The 19526-nt window shown below is 35.4% G+C and carries 23 protein-coding genes; 8 read left to right on the plus strand and 15 right to left on the minus strand.

From position 1 onward, the window contains the following. Nucleotides 1–26 precede the first annotated feature (26 nt). Entirely contained in the window at nucleotides 27–818 is a 792-nt protein-coding gene (locus BALOs_RS08160) for a glutamate racemase (protein ID WP_162929619.1), read from the minus strand. Between the two features lie 143 nt (nucleotides 819–961). On the opposite strand from BALOs_RS08160, the gene BALOs_RS08165 reads away from it, so the two are divergent. Continuing rightward, nucleotides 962–1654, plus strand: coding sequence for a hypothetical protein (locus BALOs_RS08165; protein WP_120404864.1), 693 nt, complete (start codon nucleotides 962–964; stop codon nucleotides 1652–1654). A gap of 21 nt (nucleotides 1655–1675) precedes the next feature. Here BALOs_RS08165 and BALOs_RS08170 read toward each other — a convergent pair whose 3' ends face one another. Beyond that, on the minus strand, nucleotides 1676–2551 hold the full coding sequence (locus BALOs_RS08170; RefSeq protein ID WP_115362865.1) for a hypothetical protein: 876 nt from the start codon (nucleotides 2549–2551) through the stop codon (nucleotides 1676–1678). Between the two features lie 208 nt (nucleotides 2552–2759). Here BALOs_RS08170 and BALOs_RS08175 point away from each other — a divergent pair, with 208 nt between their 5' ends. Then, nucleotides 2760–3008: a hypothetical protein gene (locus BALOs_RS08175; protein ID WP_115362867.1), complete on the plus strand. Its 249-nt coding sequence runs from the start codon at nucleotides 2760–2762 to the stop codon at nucleotides 3006–3008. 7 nt (nucleotides 3009–3015) lie between these two features. On the opposite strand, the gene BALOs_RS08180 is transcribed toward BALOs_RS08175, so the two are convergent. Beyond that, nucleotides 3016–4152: a CpaF family protein gene (locus BALOs_RS08180; protein WP_115362869.1), complete on the minus strand. Its 1137-nt coding sequence runs from the start codon at nucleotides 4150–4152 to the stop codon at nucleotides 3016–3018. 42 nt (nucleotides 4153–4194) lie between these two features. Next, nucleotides 4195–4638, minus strand: a complete 444-nt coding sequence (locus BALOs_RS08185) for a cupredoxin domain-containing protein (protein ID WP_115362871.1) — start codon at nucleotides 4636–4638, stop codon at nucleotides 4195–4197. Between the two features lie 210 nt (nucleotides 4639–4848). Between BALOs_RS08185 and BALOs_RS08190 the strand changes: the two genes are divergently transcribed. Continuing rightward, entirely contained in the window at nucleotides 4849–5259 is a 411-nt protein-coding gene (locus BALOs_RS08190) for a response regulator (RefSeq protein ID WP_115362873.1), read from the plus strand. An 8-nt stretch (nucleotides 5260–5267) separates the two neighbouring features. Here the strand turns inward: BALOs_RS08190 and BALOs_RS08195 are convergent, their stop codons facing one another. Continuing rightward, nucleotides 5268–5753 carry an Hsp20/alpha crystallin family protein gene (locus tag BALOs_RS08195; RefSeq protein WP_133296964.1) on the minus strand — a complete coding sequence of 162 codons (486 nt, stop codon included), beginning with the start codon at nucleotides 5751–5753 and terminating at the stop codon, nucleotides 5268–5270. A gap of 234 nt (nucleotides 5754–5987) precedes the next feature. Between BALOs_RS08195 and BALOs_RS08200 the strand changes: the two genes are divergently transcribed. Continuing rightward, nucleotides 5988–6887: a hypothetical protein gene (locus tag BALOs_RS08200; RefSeq protein ID WP_120404866.1), complete on the plus strand. Its 900-nt coding sequence runs from the start codon at nucleotides 5988–5990 to the stop codon at nucleotides 6885–6887. A 77-nt stretch (nucleotides 6888–6964) separates the two neighbouring features. On the opposite strand, the gene BALOs_RS08205 is transcribed toward BALOs_RS08200, so the two are convergent. The 8 genes from BALOs_RS08205 to BALOs_RS08240 all read right to left on the minus strand — a co-directional run bounded on the left by BALOs_RS08205 (nucleotide 6965) and on the right by BALOs_RS08240 (nucleotide 15763). Then, complete coding sequence (locus BALOs_RS08205) at nucleotides 6965–9394, minus strand: hypothetical protein (RefSeq protein ID WP_162929620.1); 2430 nt, start codon at nucleotides 9392–9394, stop codon at nucleotides 6965–6967. Nucleotides 9395–9437: 43 nt separating this feature from the next. Continuing rightward, on the minus strand, nucleotides 9438–11186 hold the full coding sequence (locus BALOs_RS08210) for a hypothetical protein (protein ID WP_162929621.1): 1749 nt from the start codon (nucleotides 11184–11186) through the stop codon (nucleotides 9438–9440). Nucleotides 11187–11433: 247 nt separating this feature from the next. After that, nucleotides 11434–12390: an isopenicillin N synthase family oxygenase gene (locus BALOs_RS08215; protein WP_115362883.1), complete on the minus strand. Its 957-nt coding sequence runs from the start codon at nucleotides 12388–12390 to the stop codon at nucleotides 11434–11436. Nucleotides 12391–12556: 166 nt separating this feature from the next. Continuing rightward, complete coding sequence (locus BALOs_RS08220) at nucleotides 12557–13189, minus strand: YggS family pyridoxal phosphate-dependent enzyme (RefSeq protein WP_120404869.1); 633 nt, start codon at nucleotides 13187–13189, stop codon at nucleotides 12557–12559. Further along, the gene (locus BALOs_RS08225) at nucleotides 13186–13518 is read right to left on the minus strand and encodes a hypothetical protein (protein ID WP_115362887.1); all 333 of its coding nucleotides are present in this window, start codon (nucleotides 13516–13518) and stop codon (nucleotides 13186–13188) included. The genes BALOs_RS08220 and BALOs_RS08225 overlap by 4 nt, the downstream gene beginning before the upstream one ends. Continuing rightward, complete coding sequence (locus tag BALOs_RS08230; RefSeq protein WP_120404870.1) at nucleotides 13518–13946, minus strand: type II toxin-antitoxin system RatA family toxin; 429 nt, start codon at nucleotides 13944–13946, stop codon at nucleotides 13518–13520. Before BALOs_RS08230 ends, BALOs_RS08225 begins: the two co-directional genes overlap by 1 nt. Before the next feature lie 37 nt (nucleotides 13947–13983). Next, complete coding sequence (glpX, locus tag BALOs_RS08235) at nucleotides 13984–14937, minus strand: class II fructose-bisphosphatase (protein WP_115362891.1); 954 nt, start codon at nucleotides 14935–14937, stop codon at nucleotides 13984–13986. Nucleotides 14938–15043: 106 nt separating this feature from the next. Continuing rightward, a complete protein-coding gene (locus BALOs_RS08240; protein ID WP_120404871.1) occupies nucleotides 15044–15763 on the minus strand; it encodes a PilZ domain-containing protein in 720 nt (239 codons plus the stop codon). Between the two features lie 114 nt (nucleotides 15764–15877). Between BALOs_RS08240 and pgsA the strand changes: the two genes are divergently transcribed. From pgsA to BALOs_RS08260, 4 genes are all read left to right on the plus strand, one after another. Beyond that, entirely contained in the window at nucleotides 15878–16558 is a 681-nt protein-coding gene (gene pgsA, locus BALOs_RS08245) for a CDP-diacylglycerol--glycerol-3-phosphate 3-phosphatidyltransferase (RefSeq protein ID WP_115362895.1), read from the plus strand. Between the two features lie 22 nt (nucleotides 16559–16580). Beyond that, nucleotides 16581–17786 carry a phosphoserine phosphatase SerB gene (gene serB, locus BALOs_RS08250; RefSeq protein ID WP_120404872.1) on the plus strand — a complete coding sequence of 402 codons (1206 nt, stop codon included), beginning with the start codon at nucleotides 16581–16583 and terminating at the stop codon, nucleotides 17784–17786. A gap of 76 nt (nucleotides 17787–17862) precedes the next feature. Beyond that, entirely contained in the window at nucleotides 17863–18207 is a 345-nt protein-coding gene (panD, locus tag BALOs_RS08255) for an aspartate 1-decarboxylase (RefSeq protein ID WP_120404873.1), read from the plus strand. Nucleotides 18208–18246: 39 nt separating this feature from the next. Continuing rightward, entirely contained in the window at nucleotides 18247–18810 is a 564-nt protein-coding gene (locus tag BALOs_RS08260) for a leucine-rich repeat domain-containing protein (RefSeq protein ID WP_120404874.1), read from the plus strand. Here the strand turns inward: BALOs_RS08260 and BALOs_RS08265 are convergent. Next, on the minus strand, nucleotides 18807–19166 hold the full coding sequence (locus tag BALOs_RS08265) for a Crp/Fnr family transcriptional regulator (RefSeq protein ID WP_115362903.1): 360 nt from the start codon (nucleotides 19164–19166) through the stop codon (nucleotides 18807–18809). The two genes, BALOs_RS08260 and BALOs_RS08265, sit on opposite strands and share 4 nt — an antisense overlap. Before the next feature lie 3 nt (nucleotides 19167–19169). After that, nucleotides 19170–19517 carry a Crp/Fnr family transcriptional regulator gene (locus BALOs_RS08270; protein WP_115362904.1) on the minus strand — a complete coding sequence of 116 codons (348 nt, stop codon included), beginning with the start codon at nucleotides 19515–19517 and terminating at the stop codon, nucleotides 19170–19172. Nucleotides 19518–19526 lie beyond the last annotated feature (9 nt).

Genomic DNA, 19526 nt, shown 5'->3' on the forward strand with positions numbered 1-19526 from the left:
AATTCAAGGATCGTCACTTTTTTAACCTAAAAAAACGGAAATCCTTTAAGGTTTTCCTTTTTGACAATGCGCCATTGCTCTTTAGTCGCAGCTTTTGAAGTATCTCGAAAATAAAAGTGGTCTCTGATTTCCTGTGTTTCATCAAGCTTATTAACAAGGCAAGAGGCCATATGCTTGGCCACATGGGCACAAGGAGAAATGGAAGTAGTCCCTAAGACTTTTTCAAAAACCTCACTTACAAATGGATAATGTGTACAACCTAAAATAATGTAATCAAAACTGTCCTTAGTAGATTTTGTAAAAACAGAACTCTTAATCTCTTCTTCAATTTTATGTGTATCAAGGCGTCCTGAATCAAAAGCTTCTTCAATTAGCTTAGCAAGCATCTTTGATGTTCGGTACTCAAGTGTATGATTCGCATCGTATTTTTGCTGAAGGTACTTAAAGCGATTTGAGTCGGCCGTTAACTGTGTTGTTAAGCAAACTCCCCTTTTACTAATAAGTTCAGGCCTTAAATTTATGACGTTGATAAATGGCTCAATTCCAAAAAAGCGAATTTGAGGAAAGTTACTTCTTAATTCATCAATTGCCATTGCTGTAGCAGAGTTACATGCAATTAGAATGGTATCAATATCAATACTTAGAAATTCATTAACAATAGCTTCACAATAAGAGTAAACCTCTTGCTTAGTCTTATTTCCATAAGGTGCATTTAGACGATCTGCAAGATAGTAAATATCATAACGATCCATGTAATGGGCCACTTCCTTAAGGACACTTAATCCGCCAATTCCTGAATCAAAAATTCCAATCTTCAAATACATACACCTTGAAAAATTAAACTAGACATCCTGCCAAAAAAGATTATTTTACCTTTATGGCATTATTTAAAATATTAAAGAACTTTATGACGTTAAGTCAAAGAAAGCGATTAGAAAAAGAGTCCACGAAGGAGATTCTTTTGGAAAATATTAATGATCTTCTAAATAAGAAGAATGAAGATCATATTAATAATTTAAGGATCTGCCTGGCCCACAATACATTTGAAAAAGTCGCCATAAAAGATTTGCGAAAAAACCTACATGATACATACCTAAGTTTCGACTACAACTTAGAGTCAGGAAAACAAGCTGGTCACATTATTCATCTCGATCAGGATTCAACTTTGCACCTTGTTAAAGATGGCTATATTGAATACCAAAAAGAGATGGCCGAATTTGATATTGCACAAATCGAAGATAAGACCACAAAGTTCATTATTGATAATGCCATTAAAGAACTGACAAAAATAACTCCACAAGCAACCTTTAACAACGAAGATAAATCACTTGAATGGCTTAAAGTGACTCTTCTAACGTTAAAGAAGTCTCTTGATAAAATCGATCATCAAACAACGATACAAAGCTACAAGATATACTTTGGTGAATGGGAAGAAAATCCTATTCTACGCTTTATGATTTATAATCTTGATATTAAGTTGGCCTTTTCTCAAGATGAGCTTCTTCTAGAAGTTAGAAATAAAGAAAACCGTCAAGACTTTGATGAGAATGCAAAGCTATACCAAGCTTCATTTAAACAACTTCACAATGAAGTATTAAATGAAATAATAAATGTATTTATTAAATTAAAAGAAGTGAGAAATCGACCGCAGTAAGAGACTGCGGCCTATATATTTTTATTTTCTAATTACTTTCTTATCAAGTTTATCGACGAATGCTACCGCTGAAGTATTAGAGATTGCAGTGTATTGATACGAATCTAAAATTTCAGACTGAACATCTTTTTTAAGCACATATATATTTTGTAGCTTTTTCTTATCTGTATTTGACTTAGCAAGGCCCTCAAGTTGTTTATTAATTGCCTTAAGCTCACCAATATATGTATTAATTTGAATCTCTTCACCAAGACCTAGCATTTTATTCTTGGCCTCTTTAAAGATCGAAACTAATCCCTTATCTTTCTTTTGAGTATTATTAAGTGTTGCTACAACTTCATAACTTGCACGACAATTAGTGATTCGCCCAGAAAGTTTCGGACATTCAAATTTTAACTTTTTAATTTCATACTTAACAGTTGTCTGATCTTTAAATCCGATTCTAGACATTAAACGATTAAGGTTTGAAGTAATATCATTTTTAAGAACCTTAGCTGCTTGCTTACTCTCCAATGTTAATCCACCATGAGAAAGCTTTGCCATTGTAGTGGCCTTATTTGAATTGATTTTTACTATTTTTTCTTTCGAAATATCGAGATTAATTAGACTTGTCTTCGTTGTGAAAATCGACTCATCAACTGCCACTTCAACACTCTCAACTTGCTTCTTCTTATCTTTAATCTCAACTTCTAACGATGGCCTTTCAATTCGAGTAAATGCAAGTTCTTTAAACTCACCATTACCGTGATTTTTCATCGTAAAAATTTGCTTTGATTTTAATCTAACTGAGATAGAGCTAATATCGTCTTTAATATTTGCATCTGTGGCAAATGTTAACCCTGCATAAGTGACTAGGGCCAACTTCAGAATGTTTCTACTGAAAGCACTTAATTTCATTTATTTCTATCCTCTCGTCCTATTGTGTGTGTTCTTTTTCCATATTCATTCTATCAATTCAAAAGACTATTTTCTTGCTCGTTGAAAATATGAAAGGCCATGTTAAAAATTTTGTCACTAAATTTTAGTCAAAGATTACAGACACTTACAGGAATCTGCGTAGTACAAAATAATTGCTTTTTATTTTATTGTAATTACAATTAATTATATGAAGATTGATGTAGATATTGACAAGTTTTCAGGGGGTTATAAGCTTACTTTCCCCCTTAGTGAATTCAACGACTTAACAGACTCTAAGATGGCCATTGCCATTATTAAAGTCTTCAGTGCCGATATGGAGCTTGAGCCAGAACTCAGTCCTGATGACATTGATGACATAATTGATAAGACCAAAGAGCTAGAGCAAGAGCGCTTTATCGTGGAAATCTACGAAGACGGTATTGAAGTCGATATTTAGATAATTCCTAAGCAGCTTTTTTCTTAACAAGTGGTCTTGCCCAGTCTGGAGCAAGAAAATTCTGCTTTGGAAAAGGTAATTTGTGAACCACAATATCTTCAAAGAATGTAGGAACATAATTACAAGGAACCATTTCACCGATATACTTTCCAGTCTCAGGATCCTTACCTGTTTGAACCCATCTAAATATATCGCGAGTTATATAATTCCCATTATTATCAACACCAAGTACTTCTGAGATATGTGATGTACGTCTACCACCATCATGATAGCGACTACATTGAACAATGATTTGCAGTGCACTTCCAACCATTTTACGAATCGCATCCGGTGGTATTTTAGTCTCACCCATAAGGCAAAGAGTTTCTAAACGAGTACAAGCATCCACAGGATTATTTGCGTGAACTGTCCCCATTGAACCATCGTGACCAGTATTCATAACCTGAACAAGATCAAGCGCTTCATCCCCACGAACCTCTCCTACAATAATACGATCAGGACGTAGTCTCATGGCCGAGATAACAAGATCTCTAATAGTAATTTCACCTAGACCTTTTAATTCATCGGCCTTACGTGTTTCAAAATTTACAACGTGCTCAGCATCTACTTGTAGCTCGGCCGCATCTTCAATAATTATTAATCTTTGAGTTTTAGGAATACGCCCACCAAGAACGTTAAGCATAGTGGTCTTACCAGAACCAGTACCACCTGATACCAAAATATTCTTACCAAGGTAAACACAAATATCTAAGAACCTTGCGGCAACATCTGACATCGAGCCAAACTCAATGAGATCCTTTAAAGTTAAGCTATCTTTTGAAAACTTACGAATGGCAACAGTGGTACCATTCTTTGCCATTGGAGGAAGGACGACGTGGATACGAGAGCCATCTGGTAATCTTGCATCCAGACGTGGATTATCTTCATCAATTGTACGATTTACAGATTGAGCAATGGCACGCATTGCTGAAATCAATGTACCCTCATCTTCAAATTCATTAGGAACTTTAAAAACTAATCCTTTCTTTTCGACAAAGATTTCATGTGGCCCATTAATCATGACCTCAGAAACACCTTCATCTTCTAAAAGATCCCCAATAGGTGAAAGTAAATTTTTAATTGCATCCGTAAATACAGAAGACATAATCCCTCACATGCTAATTATTCCTAAGCTTAAGTAAAATTCCTACTCTTCCTTAGGTTGCCATACTCTAACGTTATCACGTCGAGTAGAAGCTAAATCCCTCTTTTTCTTCTTTTGATCCTTCGGGTGATCAATAACTGTAAAGCTTCCGCTAATCTCTCCTGATGGGCAATAGAACTTAAAGCGCCCTGGAGAATCGAGAAAGATCGTGGCCTCACGAACTTCTCCCTTTTTGGCCTCGACATAAACATCATGCTCTTTCATAATAAAACAGCTTGGACGATCAGTAGCGGCCGTTACAAATAAGCTAACTCTTTCCCCTACAAATGCAGTGATATTTTCAGGATAGAAACCCTTCTCACTTGCTATTACAGAAATGCTTCTTCTTGGAACATCAAAGGATGTTTTTTTGAAATAGTCTTCTTCAATTCCAAAAGAATCAATTGATAAGAAGAGCGCAAATAGAGTCATAACGAAGCTTTTCATAACTGTTTTATCGGCATTTTATGCCCCATACTTTAGCTTCTTGCTCAAATTTGGCCCAAAAAAAGATCAGGCATATTATCGTAATTCCAGCTAGTTATATTTATTAATAAATCTTAAAGTTTTTTAACTAAGAATTATTGATACTTAGATCTAAGATGAGTCTAGACAACTAATAGAGCTTAACGCCCAATAATCAATGAGGATATCAACATGAAGGCCCTAATTATTGATGACCGCAAAAGAATATCAGAATCTTTAAAACTACTTATTTCACAAAGTGGCTACTTCTCTAATGTATCGACAGTAACTAATGGGATTGATGCCTGCGAGGAAATTAAAAAGGATCGCTATGATCTGATTGTTCTAGACTTAAACCTACCAGAGATGGGAGGAAAAGAAGTCTTACAATATATTGAAAGACTTTATCATCTAGAAGAAAGAAATAAGGAGAACTACCCTCATATAATGCTTATTTCTGGAGACCTCGATTTAGGTAAAATTGATAATGCATCTCAGATAAATGTGGAGCAGGTTCTAACAAAGCCATTTAGTGCAAAAGACTTTAATCATAAGCTATATGCAATTCTTGAAAATCTCAATGGTGAGATTATTGCGGCTTAGTCTTTATATTAAATAGAATTCTTAGGAAGCTTTTCTTTAAAGGATAAGACAATATTACCATCATCCATCTTCATATCGACACTAGTAGTATCGAGGCTCGACTTAATAGGAATACTTTGTGAGAAGTTAAATTTTGAAAATGAGTTCTTCGACTTAGAGACCTTCATCCCACTTAATACAACCATCCCCTCTTTTACATCGATATTAACCTCATCGTCCTTATTTACCTTAACAACAAGGGTTTTTGAGTCTTTCCAAAAATATTCTATTGCTTGAACATTCGTATTAAAGCGATCGGGAAGGCCTTGGATTTGCCCCATCTTCTGCATTCTTTGAAACATCTTTTGAATTTCACTGTCAAAACTATCAGTTGCCTGCATCTGCTTCATCATTTCTTCCCTCATTCGATTCAATTGTTCCATCACTGGATCATTTGATTGTGAGAATGCAAGAAAATTGAATGTTAACAATGTAAACAAAAACAATGATTTCATAAGAGGATTCTATCATAATTCTAGATAGTTAGGCAATAATCGACAAAATATTATACCAGCAAAATAATGCATCACACAACAAAGAAACCAACAAAAACTTACATTTAGTTACTTTGGGCAAAAACCCTTAGACATACCGTGAACTTTTTAGAAAAATCAAACCTACGCTAAAACAAATTGTATTAGTCAAGTTAATAAAGCAAATCAGACAACATACTTTCAGGGAGGACTGAATTGAAAAAAGGAATTTTAGCTCTATTGATCACTTGTGTGGCTTCTTTTTCATACGCATGTGATGAGCACGGAAAAACTGGAATCGTAGAAGACAACAACCTATGGATTCCATCAAATGTTAAAGGTATCAACACAATTACAGAAGGTGAGTTCAACTCAATCATCGATAAAATTGAAGCTATCTATGCTCCTATTATTGAAGCAAAAGGTAAAACTCTTGAAATCGAAAGAAAGTGGGATGACGGAACTGTTAATGCTTACGCACAACAAGTAGGAAACACTTGGAAAGTAAGTATGTTTGGTGGTCTTGCAAGACACGAAACAATTACAGGTGACGGATTCGCAACAGTTGTATGTCACGAACTTGGTCACCACCTAGGTGGAGCACCAAAGAAATCAAGCTGGTGGGGATCATCTTGGGCATCAAACGAAGGTCAAGCTGATTACTTCGCAACTTCTAAGTGTCTAAGAAAGTACATGGAAAACGACAACAACATCAAAATGATGAACGAAGTTGAAGTTCCAGCAATCGCTAAAGAGTCTTGTGCAAAGAACTTTGTTAACGAGAACGAATATGCAATGTGTTTAAGAGGTTCAATGGCAGGTATGTCACTAGCTAACCTTTTTAGAGCTCTAAGAAACCTAACAACTGATCTTAAGTTTGATACTCCAGATTCAAATGTTGTTTCTAGAACTAACCACAATCACCCAGCACCACAGTGTCGTCTAGATACTTACTACCAAGGTGCTCTTTGTACAATCGATGCTTACACTGATCTTTCAGATTCAGATGTAAACACAGGTGCTTGTAACAGAGATGAGAACTTCACAAATGGTCTAAGACCACTATGTTGGTTCAAGCCAGGTGAGCAAATTGTTGAAGGACAAGCTCAACTTTAATTAAAAAATTAAATTAAAGAAATAAAAAAGGCCCTCAAGATGAGGGCCTTTCTTTTTATTAATTCGGTATCTACCAATTAGTCTTTCTTACGATCTTTCTTCTTACGAGTTTCAAGATCACCATTGAATACCTTAAGTTGATTTACATAATCCTTGTATCCAAATACATCATCGTAAAGAGCTTCAAGTTCTTGAGCTAGTACAACATAAGTTTGCTTAGCTTCTTCATTTAGCTTTCCAGCTGCTGCTGAAGCCTTGTATTCTTTTTGAAGTGCACCGATTAAAGTATTTGCAACTCTAGCATTGTTATCCCAATCAGTATCGATTTGAGCTTCAGTTCTGTTAAGGATCATTGTGATTAATGTCTCAACACGGTCTTCTTTGTACCCATCGCTACCATAGTTAGTCGTTGAGTTTGTAAGAATAGAATTGAAGTAATCTGCTACTGCTCTGTCATAATCAACACTGTCACCAGAAGCACTACGAGAGTTCATAATTCTTCCACCAACTTTAGAAGTTGCTTTACCACTTACACCATTATTGATGATAAATAGTGGGTCAAGTCCTGTTACACGTACTGGTACACGCTTTGACTCACCTGCTTTTAGCGCAGTCGTCGATGCAGTATAAGTATTTCCATCATTCATCGCTACCGAAATATCAACAGATGCTGAAGTCTCAGAGTTTGATGGGTTCTTAACTGTTACATAAACTGTTGCATCACCAGCTACGACAGAATTAATTTTAGTATCTGCTTTATACACAGGAGCAACATCTAAGATCTCAATTCTCTTTGAATCAGTACTCTTAAGCTCATATACCTTTTTAATATCACTTCCATCAATACTTACTGTTAAATAAGCTGTATCAAATACTTCAAGATTATTACTTAATTTACCTTGAGCACTTTGTGACTTATGAGTAAAGTTTAGTGAAGCAGGTGCTGTAACGTATTCAGAGCGGGCACTTCCAGCTTCAAAAGATGATGAATTAAGTGATACTTTTACAGCACCAGACTTAAGACCTAAGTTTCTAAGTCCTAAAACAGACTTTAAAGACTCACCTCTTGTAAAGATTCCATTTCCATCACCTGAAAGGTCAAAACCAGTGATCTCAACCATAGGATTATTTGCAAAGTAATCATAATTCTTATTCCAAGAAGTAACGAATAGGTTTTCATATTCTTTAGCAAATGAAGTTGCTGATTGTGCTTTATAAACACCATCATATGCTTCTTGCTTTGCTACATCGCGTGCAACGATTGCACCTACCGCTTTACCAGCATCTTCACCTAGGTTACGTGCCATATTGTGAGTTGATACGAAAGCTTTTCCAAAGTGCTCTTTTGCAAGGTTTCTATAAGATTCAAAGAATGCATCTTCATAAACGGCCTTAAGATCTTGCGCTGACTTACCTTGGACTGTACGGTAGCGAGTTTCAAAAATAGGGCGTGATGTATCGTCTACTTGCTTATAAACGATATTTCCATTTGCATCTCTTTTTACAACTTTTCTACCAGTTGGTTGACCATTAGCATCTAATTCATCAACTTCAACTGCAACACTTTTCTTGTGGTAACCAATTTTAGCTTGGTAAGCTTCTTTTACATCTTGAATATTTCTGTATGCAATTGCTTCTTGTTCTTCTGAAGCTTTGAACTTATTCCATGCTCTAGTTGTCGACTTCCAACCATAATCTTTGAAGTTATACTCTCCATATGCAGAGAATAGATCCCAAAGAGAGATCGTATGTAGTCCACGATCAAATAGAATTGGTGTCGAAGAACACTTATCTGCTAAATTTGCTTTAATACCAAATTGTCTTGCAACAGCACGTGCTTGGATTCTTTTTCCAATTGCACTTGATGATGAAACCCAACCAGCATTAATTACATCTTTAAAAGATCCACCTTTTCCATCAGCTGCATAACCATCTCCAAAACCTTCAAAACGAGGTACTTTAAGTACATCTGAATAGTCAGAGCTTGGAGCTGTAATTTGTTGATTTTCACTATCTCTTACATTGTCTCTAAAACGAGCAATGATCTCACTCTCAGTTGAGTAACGTGAGTCCTTTGATGCTTTTGCTTTACCACGTGCAACTGCATTTTCAAGTGTTACACCCTTAAGAGCACGCTGCTCCTCTTTTAGAATCTCAATAGACGGGTTAGACGTCATATTGAATCCTCTATATAGTCCTTGTTGGTAACCATCAACACAACCTAGGTGTGTACCTTCACCAGCAGCATATACAGCGGCCATACGTTGAGCAGACTGAACACCACGCTCACACATTTGCGTATGCTCTTTGTCCATATTTGCATCATCGTAAACTTTCTTACAAACTGTTTTTGAGATATTACTTAAATTTTCTGGCGTATAAATACCATCAAGAGAAATCCCATCGATTGATGAGTTGTAATAACCAGCTATTACGGCCGGCGCCTGAGTCATTAAGAAAGCAGCTACTAGTAACCTGCTCCTTGTGTTTTGTTGTTTTTGTTTCATTCCTTCTCTCCTTTTAGAAACATAAATTAATTCTTCTTGTTGTTTATTTTGTTTCAAATTCAATAACGTCATATTTTAAATTTAAGTCTTTATCTATAATTCCTTTTTTTACTAATTCATTAAGTGAATTCTTCGCATGCACACTAATTGCTTCATTTGATGAATTCATATCTCTTAGTATCTGCTCTTTTAAATTGTGAGCATTCACATATTGTGGATACTTAAGCTTTCTTTTTTCTACTTCACATACAACGTCTGTCATATATGATTCATACAGATTATCTGGTGTCTGTAACCCTTCTGGAGGATATACAATCTGTATTAGGTTTCTAATAATTGGAATTTGGTTCCAATTAGAAGAGATAACATTTCCAAAGGCCCAGTTAACAAAGTCAGAACAAACACCCAATTTTGAATATTTCTCTTTCTTATCTACCTTCTTTAAGGCTTTCTCTTTTCTCTTTGTTACCTTCTTTGCTGAACTTGCGTTAACACTCATCCATGCAAAATTTGTTCGATAATCGTTATATGTATCGCAACCACTAGAATCACATCGACGATACCCCTTCTTAATTTCTAAAAATGGAGGCATCTTATCTTCTTCATCTTTTCCCCAGTTAAAACTTAAAGGATAGAATCCCATTGATGTAATTCTTGTATCTCTTTCAATATCTGTAATAATCTCAGCATGTCTAAAGTCCAGCTGACGATCATTAAACTTTAAAAATTCAACTAATTTAATGGCACCACTTGTTCTTGGGCTAAAGTCTTCAAAGAGGTCAATATCACTTTCAATCGACTTTCTAAGTAGAATATTCCCAGGCCCACCTAGTAGTGAACACACCTGTGTTGCTCGATAATACTTATATTCAACTGACTTAATTCCTAAGTCTGTTTCAATTTTCGTTGGCCTTAATTTGCTATTTACTTTAGCCGCCTCCAAAGAAAATCTATTGAATAGGATATTTACACGATTTAAGAGTACTTTTGTGTTTTTGTTATTTGCCTTTGTAAGTTTTACTAAGTGTTGTAAATCTAACACCTGCTTTGAAATTTCTTCATACTCACCAAGGTCATTGATATCAAAGTCTTCTAGATCATCAGCAATACTATCTGCTAACCTTTTAAATTTTAAATATGGATATGACTCATCTGTATAAATACGATGACGTCTTTCACGTCTAGGTCCAATCGCTCTTTTAATAAATTGCTTCAGATTGTCTTCAAGTTTATAAAGTTCTTCTTCTAAAAGGTCTAAGGCCTCAAAGTAATCACCTAGTAATTCTTCTTTTAGAGCCAAGAACTCTTCTTGTTTCTTATAGATTTTGCCAAGTTTCTTTAGGCCATCTAGGATATCTGCCGGTATTGATATGTTATAACCATCTTCTTTTAAGTATTGAATTAATGTTTCAACAGAGTTTGCAATTTGTGAAACAAGAAGCTTACGTGATGAAGGAAGTCTTTTATATCCTTCTAATTCTGAGAATGTGATGATATACTTGCCAACATATTGAATAAAGTCATCTAATTCTTTATAGGCCAATTCATCTGAATAATTTCCATCATCATCTTTTCCAAGCTCTCCTTTTTTAAGAACTCTCTTATGAAGGTTTTTAATTTTTGAATGGATATTCCAATAAAAATGATAAGCTTCTTGCGTTTCCTCTTCATGTAGGAAACCTTTATTATGACGGGCCACTTGTCTTAAGCGAGATAAAATCTTAGAAGAGGCTCGCTTTGATTCAAGAATCTCACGCTTTATTGCAGTATTTGCATTTGCGTTTGTACTCATTGATAAAACGAGGATTGTTATTATTAAATAAAATGTGGCCACTAGAGACCTAGAGCTTTGTTTTAAGTTTTGCATACGAAAGTAAGTGCAATTCATATGCCACAGACGAAGTCTAAATATTAAGCACTTAATATTTAAAAAGTGTTCATTTTTTAAACATTTCTACAAAGATTGAACAAAAAAGGCCTCCGTCAAGGAGGCCTCTTATTATTCGTAGTGTTGTTGTTCTGGTTTCCCAGTATTTGAATTATTTGATTAGACCAATCTCTCTAAGCCTCTGATTTAGGAAGTCACCAGCAGTGATATCTTCCCATTTCTTGCCTTCACCTACACAGCTATCAAGGCAAGCAAGTGACGCTTTAGAGTGTGGATGCACGAAGTATGGCATAGAATATCTCTCTTCACCAGAGTTATCTGGGTTAATAACTCTGTGAGTTGTTGCAGGAAGAACATTATTAGTTAATCTTGCCATCATATCCCCAGAGTCAACCACTAATTGACCAGGCTTAGAGTTAACATCTAGCCAAGTTCCATCACGATCTAGAAGTTGTAAACCAGATGAAGTCGCACCCACAAGCATTGTAATTAAATTAATATCTTCGTGTGCACCCGCTCTGATTGAGTTAGTAGTATCGTGTCCATCAGTTGGTGGATAGTGAATCGTTCTTAAGATTGAATTTCCATCCTTTACCATATCTGCAAAGAAGTTCTCAGGAACGTCTAGACCTTTACCAATGGCCTCTAAAAGAACATTAGCTGTAGCATCCATTGATTCATAAAGATCAAGAAATTTCTCTTTAAAACCAGGAACTTCAGCTGGCCAAATATTTTCAGGGTAAATACCCTTATATTGAGAATCCGCTGCCAATTCGCGTCCAACGTGCCAAAACTCTTTCAGGTCAGGATGTTCGCTATCTTTAGCATGCTCCATACCAAATGGTGTATAACCGCGCTGTCCACCATTCTCACCTTTGTATTCATTCTTCTTCTCAACAGGTAGAGCGAAGAATTGCTTTACCATTGCATATGCTTCATCAACTTTTTTCTGGTCAACAGTGTGATCATTAAGAATAACGAATCCATATTCCTTAAGTCCAAACATTAAAGTATCGACAAATTGTACTTGCTCTTCAGGGCTTCCTTTAGTGTAAGAAGTAAGACTTAATTCTGGTACTTTTCTTTCATTATTATTGGCATTACTCATAATGACTCTCCGTTTTTAAAGTCGAATTAAATTAGTTGATAAAAATTTATTACAGTGCGCATAAATTAAAGTCAATAATACCTAGAATTAGTTCAAACTTATATTTGCTGTATTTTTAATGACTTAGAGGGGTAATTTTAGAAATTAGATAGTAAGAATACAATAATTAGGACTTAAATATGGCACTTCCGACCCTAATGCAGTCACTTCCAAGCTCCAAGGCCACCTTCATATCACCGCTCATGCCCATTGAAAGTTTTAGATTAGGATCAATATCATTTCTAATATCTACTAGTTTTTGGAATGATTCTCTAGGAGGAAGGCCACTGGCAGCGGCCATTGTCATGAGTCCTACGATATTGATATTTTTCAATTCTTTTGCTGCATTATAAAACTCTTGAACAGTTGAGCTATCCCACAGGCCACCTTTTTGTTCTTCTGCGCTCGTATTAACCTGAATATAGAAATCTAATGGCCTAGCTAATTTTTCATCAAAGATTTTCATATGCTTTATTGAATCAAGTGATTGTACTGACTTTAAATTTGGAACTTGTGCAATCTTAGATATTTTCTTTGACTGGATGTGACCAATAAAGTGCCACCTTATATCAGATAAGCCTAATTCTTGAGCTTTAAGTGCTTTAGGCAAGAGGGATTCAATTCGATTCTCTCCAAAGTCTCGATGGCCTAGATCGTAAACTTCTTTAATATCATCAAATTCACTATATTTTGTGACGGCCATAAGTTTATTCTTATCGCCGATTTCATCTAGAATTTTTTGATAATTTTTAGTGATCACTTAGTTTTCTTATCATCTCTTTTTTTAAATCGTACTACGACTTCATAATCATCAAGTATCGACTCTAAAAGTGTTTTTGGATCAACATTTTTTAAATAATGTCTTAATTCCTCTTGAACAGAATCGATAAAGTCCTGCTTCGACTTTTTTGCATTAGCAAGAAGTCCATTAACGACATCATTTGGAAGAGGCAAATCATCAATCACTTTCTTGACTGCTTCTTCAGTCATAAAGGCTGCGCCTATTCCTATTGAAACTACCTTCTTGATGGTATCACCAAGTAGGCCTTCTTTATGATATTCTTTCTTATTGTCTTTTGAATCAGTCATTAAGATTTAGCTCTCTCATAAAAACTCTTCATCATTGACGGAAGAGATGTTTCAGTTAATTTATTAACAATCATTTTAGCACCAGGAATAAATCCTTTTACTTCAATCTCTAAGCTATAAGTGACTTCAGTCTTACCATCACCAAGATCTTTAAGATCCCAACCACCATCGTTGATTTTAAAGAGGTCACCTTTCTTAAAAGTCCAAGCTACTTTATTAGGACGACTCATTTCCATATCCAATTGATAATTAAGTTTTTTAATCATATCAATTGAATACTCCACAACACCACTTGTCTCAGTCATGTCATGAACTTTAATATCATTAACACCAAGTACAAAGTCAGGATAAGACTCAAAGTCGACAATAACGTCGTATAATTTGTTAATATCAATATCAAATACTTCAGTTCGGCTTGCCTTTGCCATAATCAACTTCCCTGTTTAATCAATAAAGTAACTCATTTTAATAGCGTGGTTTTGTATCAAAGCGATGTTCAGCAACAATTCTTCTAATTGTCCCTGACTGGCTTCTCATAACAATCGACTCAGTAACAGCACCCCAAGACTTAAACTTAACACCGTTTAAGAAACTTCCATCCGTTACACCAGTTGCACAAAACATTACGTTTCCGGCCGCTAGTTCATCGATATTATAGATCTTATTAATATCATCTATTCCCATTGTCTTAGCGCGCTCAATTTCCTCATCATTTCTTGGCTTAAGTCTTCCTTGAAAGTCTCCACCAATACAACGAAGTGCTGCTGCAGCAATAACACCTTCAGGAGCACCACCAATTCCAAAGAGAATATCAATACCAGAATCAGGCTCACTACATGCAATAGCAGCAGATACATCACCATCTCCAATTAATTGGATACGAGCTCCTGCATCTCTTACTTGTCTAATTAATTCTTCATGACGTGGACGATCTAGAATAACGGCCGTTAAATCTTGGATTCGACACTTCTTGGCCTCTGCAAGTCTCTTTAAATTTTCAGCAGGAGTATCGTCAATATTGATTAGGCCCTTACCTTCAGGGCCAACTGCGATTTTTTCCATGTATGTATCAGGAGCATTTAAGAAATTACCCTTTTCAGCAATGGCCATAACAGCAATTGAATTCCAACCACCATTTGCACAAACTGTTGTCCCCTCTAATGGATCAAGAGCAATATCAAGTTCAGGTCCATTACCAGAGCCTACCTTCTCACCAATGTAGAGCATTGGAGCTTCGTCTCGCTCACCTTCACCGATAACAACCGTTGCATTACACTCAACAGAGTCAAGCATTGTTCTCATAGCATCAACTGCTGCTTGGTCTGCAGCTTTTTCATCACCGCGTCCCATAAGCCTAGCACTGCTAATAGCGGCCATTTCTGTTACTCTTACAAATTCTAAAGCGAGGTTTCTATTCATTGGTAATCCTTTTAATTTGAAATATTTAGCTATATTTTAGGAAGTTAATTTCCAAATGAAAAGCCTTGTTTCAAATCAAATGAAGAATCTCGAGGTGTTTTAAGAATTATCCACTAATCTTACGCGTTAAAAACTTAAGATCTCCTTCTGAAATCAAAGATTCAGGGATATGCTGCACAAGTTCATTAGCGAATTCAAGCTTATCTTGATCAATTGGTGAGTCAATTAGGAATTCAATTTCTTCTTCATGAGTTAGAGGTTTGTCTGAAGGACGTACACTTAAGACTTTTCCAGTCTGAATACCTTCTCCATCAGTCCATTCGAGAATTGAGTCCATCATAAGAATTTGAATTTTAGAAATTTCACCATCGCGATGGTGCCAAACAAAAATTTCAAATGGGCCATCACAACGCAACCATGTCTTAAGACCGATAGGCAGATCCATTTGTTCATCATATTCATGAATTGGTCTTAAATTCCTTGAAACATTAGAAACAGATAGAAAGTTTAGAAGTGATTTATCAAAGATATCACTTTTTACAAATTCAACTCCGATATTATCTTCTTCAACTCTTCTTACAATACATTTTACATTTACTTTCTGGTCATACCAGTGGATCTCTCCCGAGAACTCATCATCTAATTTAGCATTAACAACACCATCTTTTAGAGCGAGACTCATACCGCCATATGAAATATCTTTTACTTGGTAATTTACAGAATTATCATCTCTTTTAAAGACCAAGTAGCTAAATGGAAAACGTGGAAAAACACGCTTTTCAATAGATTGATGACCAGTTTTGATTAAATTGAGATGCTTTTTCATAGCTTCTGATATCCTTGTTTTTTTTGTTTTATCTAATTTATGTTAATTATTATAGACGTTTATGGCCTTAAGGTTTAAAGTTTAATTAATAGGAAAATTCTTCATTGAGTAGATATGTCAGATAACAATAAAAATAATGATAATAAAAAGAGCGCAACGAATACAATGACTGACAGAGAGTTATTAAGTGAATGGGAGATCGATAATCTACCTAATCGCTTAACTATTTTTCGTGTAGCTTTAATTCCTGTTATTTGCCTGACTCTTTATCTATGTTTATTTGAAGAAAATATCTTTAAGGCCACGCAAAAAACTCTTGGTTATATTGCTGCTTGGACATTTGTAGCGGCTTCTTTTACTGACTTCTTAGATGGATATATTGCTAGAAAAAGAAATATTGTCACAGTTTTTGGCTCTTTCTTAGATCCTATTGCTGATAAATTCTTAGTTGTTTCTTCTCTCATTCTTCTTCAATCACTTAATCGTGTAAATGTACTAGTGGTTATCGTATTAGTAATTAGAGAAATGTATATGACGGCATTGAGATTACTTGCAATGGAGAAAGGCCTAAAAGTAAGTGTCAATCAACTAGGTAAATGGAAAACAACATTTCAAATGATGGCCATTCCAATGCTTATGGCCTGGGATAAACCATTTGGTTTCTCATTCCCACTTGTTGGTACGATATTGATTTATTTATCATTTTTCTTCTCTGTATTGTCTGCGCTAGTTTATACATTTGGACTTGCAAAGAGAATCACTGAAGTAAGGCAAGCAAAGAAAGCAAAAGTTTAAAAATACATACTAGGTTGAGCTCATGGAAGATAAATCAAATAACAACTCTAAAGAAATCATTATCACAGTATCTGGTGCCGACAGACCGGGGATTACGGCAAAATTAATGAAAGTAATTAGTGATAATAATTCCGATATTACTGATATCAATCAGGCCATTACTCACAACCTACTTTCTCTTTCATTTGTCTTAAATATCAGTAGTGACAAGGATCATGATCAAAACGTTCTAAAAGAGCTACTTTTTGCGGCCCATGAGATGGGATTAAAGTTAGAATACTCAATTATTAAAGAAGACGTTAAATACAAGTCTCCTTACAATAGTTTTATAGTAAATTGTGTGGCCCCTAAGAAAATATCTGCAAGCTTCATTGCTGATATGTCACAAAATATCGCCTCAAATGGAATCAATATATATCGAATTGATAATGTATCTAAAGAAGGCTTTAATTCTCTAGAAGTTTTAACTGACGTTCCTGAGCAAGTTGATTTAAACAAGGTTAAAGAGGATCTACTTGCTATAAGTAATACACATAGTACAGATATAGCCTTTATTAGAGACGATGTTTACAGAAGATCAAAGAGACTAATTGTCTTTGATATGGACTCAACTTTAATTCAAGCAGAAGTCATTGATGAACTTGCAAAAGTACATGGTATTGGCGCAAAAGTTAGCGCGATTACAGAAAGGGCCATGAATGGAGAACTCGACTTTAATCAGTCACTTGTTGAAAGAGTCTCGCACTTAAAAGGCCTTAAAGAATCAACGCTAGAAAATATCTGCCAAAACCTTCCCTTAACAGAGGGTGTTGAAGAATTCATAAAAACAGTAAAAAAATATGGGTATAAAGTTGCATTAATTTCAGGTGGTTTTACATACTTTGCAAATTACTTAAAGAACAAACTTGAATTAGACTATGCGTTTGCAAACGAGCTTGAATTTGAAAATGGTGAACTTACAGGCAAGGTAAAAGGTACAATTATCAACGCAGACCAGAAGGCCGTACTTGTAAACTTAATCTCTCAACAAGAAGGTATTTCTCTAGAACAAGTTGTGGCAATCGGTGACGGGGCCAATGACTTACCTATGCTAGCACAAGCAGGCCTTGGTATCGCTTTTCATGCAAAAGACATAGTGCGCAAAAACGCGCAAAACCACATGAGTCACGGCCCAATGACATCTATTTTATACTTTCTAGGTATTCCAGGTCCTGAAGCAGAAATATAAATAGAAAGCGCTTATTACGTTAATAAAATCTTCATTTTTGTTGCGTTCTCGCCTAAGAATTTGATAAATAAGTTTCATGCGCGAAATGTTACAATCAAAAATACATAAGGCCGTCGTTACTCAGGCCGATCTTAACTATATAGGCTCAATTACTATTGATGAGGAGCTACTTGATCTCGTAGACTTATGGCCTGGTCAGAAAGTACTCATTGTTTCCAATACTAACGGTGCAAGACTTGAGACTTACGTTATCAAGGGAGAGCGCGGTAGTGGTGAGATTTGTTTAAATGGCGCCGCTGCACACCTAATTAACGAAGGCCACGAAGTTATTATAATTGGCTTTCAGATGACAGATAAGAAAGACATTAGGCCAAAGCAAATCTTAGTCGATAAGAATAACAAATTCGTCCAATATCTATAATTTAACTCAACTGACAATCATATATGTTACAATTTCTTTATGCTTATAAAGATATCAAAAAGATATAGTAACTTTGATATTAATGACTTCTTTGAAGAAAAAGATGAGTCATTAACAAGTATTAGCACATTAGAGCTAATGGTTAAGCATAAATGTGAAGTCCACTTAAACCTCGATGCTTTAACAAACCTTAAGAAGTTTTATATTTATGCTGACGGTGAATGTAGCCTAAATCTAATAGGCAAGGCACCTTTAGAGATTCTCAAAATGAGAGGAGTTAAGAATTGTCATGATATACATATTCATGAGAGCTCACCTATTAAGATACTACAATTAACTGAGTGCAATCTACATGCGGTCCCTAGTTGGCTCTACAAGCTCACTAAAATCGAAACACTAGAATTACAAAGAAATAAATTAACTGATCTTCCAATTGAATTTGAATGGCTCAAAAACCTCAAGAGATTAAATTTGGACAATAACCTATTTCAAGATGTTCCAAGAGTCCTTGCGAACCTTTGTGAACTTAACCATCTTTCATGTGATGCTAATGAAATAGGTCAACAGAAATTAAGAGATTTCCTACAACTCTTAAACAGTTAAACCTCAGGTTTAACACGATTTGATGCCTTTCGTATGCGATCAATTAGTGTTTCTAATAAAGTTCGAAACCACTTTGGTTGCTTATTAACATACATTTCAAATTTCGATGAAGGGATTACAAGAAGACGTGAATCGGTTAAGGCCTTAATTGTTGCACATCTTGGAGAATTATCAAAGAAGCTCATTTCCCCAACTAACTCTCCTTCAAAAATAGTACCTATTTTTACTTCTTGGCTATTTTTTACTTTGAATACACCAAGACTTCCCTCTTCCACGATATATACTTCGTTACTCTCTTCACCTTCACGAATTAAATATTGATCTTTATTTACAAATACCGTTGTAGGAGATGCCATGAATTACACCTTTATCTTTTCATTAGTAGTTCTTAAACGATCTGCAAGGGTTCTCATCATAGTTTGAAGCCACTTTGGTTGTGAATCTAAGAAAGCTTGGAATTTGTGAGCATCAAATACCTCAACTTCACTTTCACCAATAGACTTTACGGTTGCACATCGAGGCCTATTATCAAGAAAACTTACTTCTCCAACAAACTCTCCAGGATAAATGGTTCCAATCTGCTTTTGTCCATCTGTTGTTTGTTTAAAAACAGCAAGAGTTCCTTCTTTTAGAAGATACATACAATCACTTGCGCCACCTTCTTCAATCAAAACTTCACCTTGAACTAAGTTAATTTTTTCTCTCATCTTAGGCCT

Source organism: Halobacteriovorax sp. BALOs_7 (genome assembly GCF_003612895.1).
In the GTDB taxonomy this organism is placed as follows: Bacteria; Bdellovibrionota; Bacteriovoracia; order Bacteriovoracales; family Bacteriovoracaceae; genus Halobacteriovorax_A; species Halobacteriovorax_A vibrionivorans.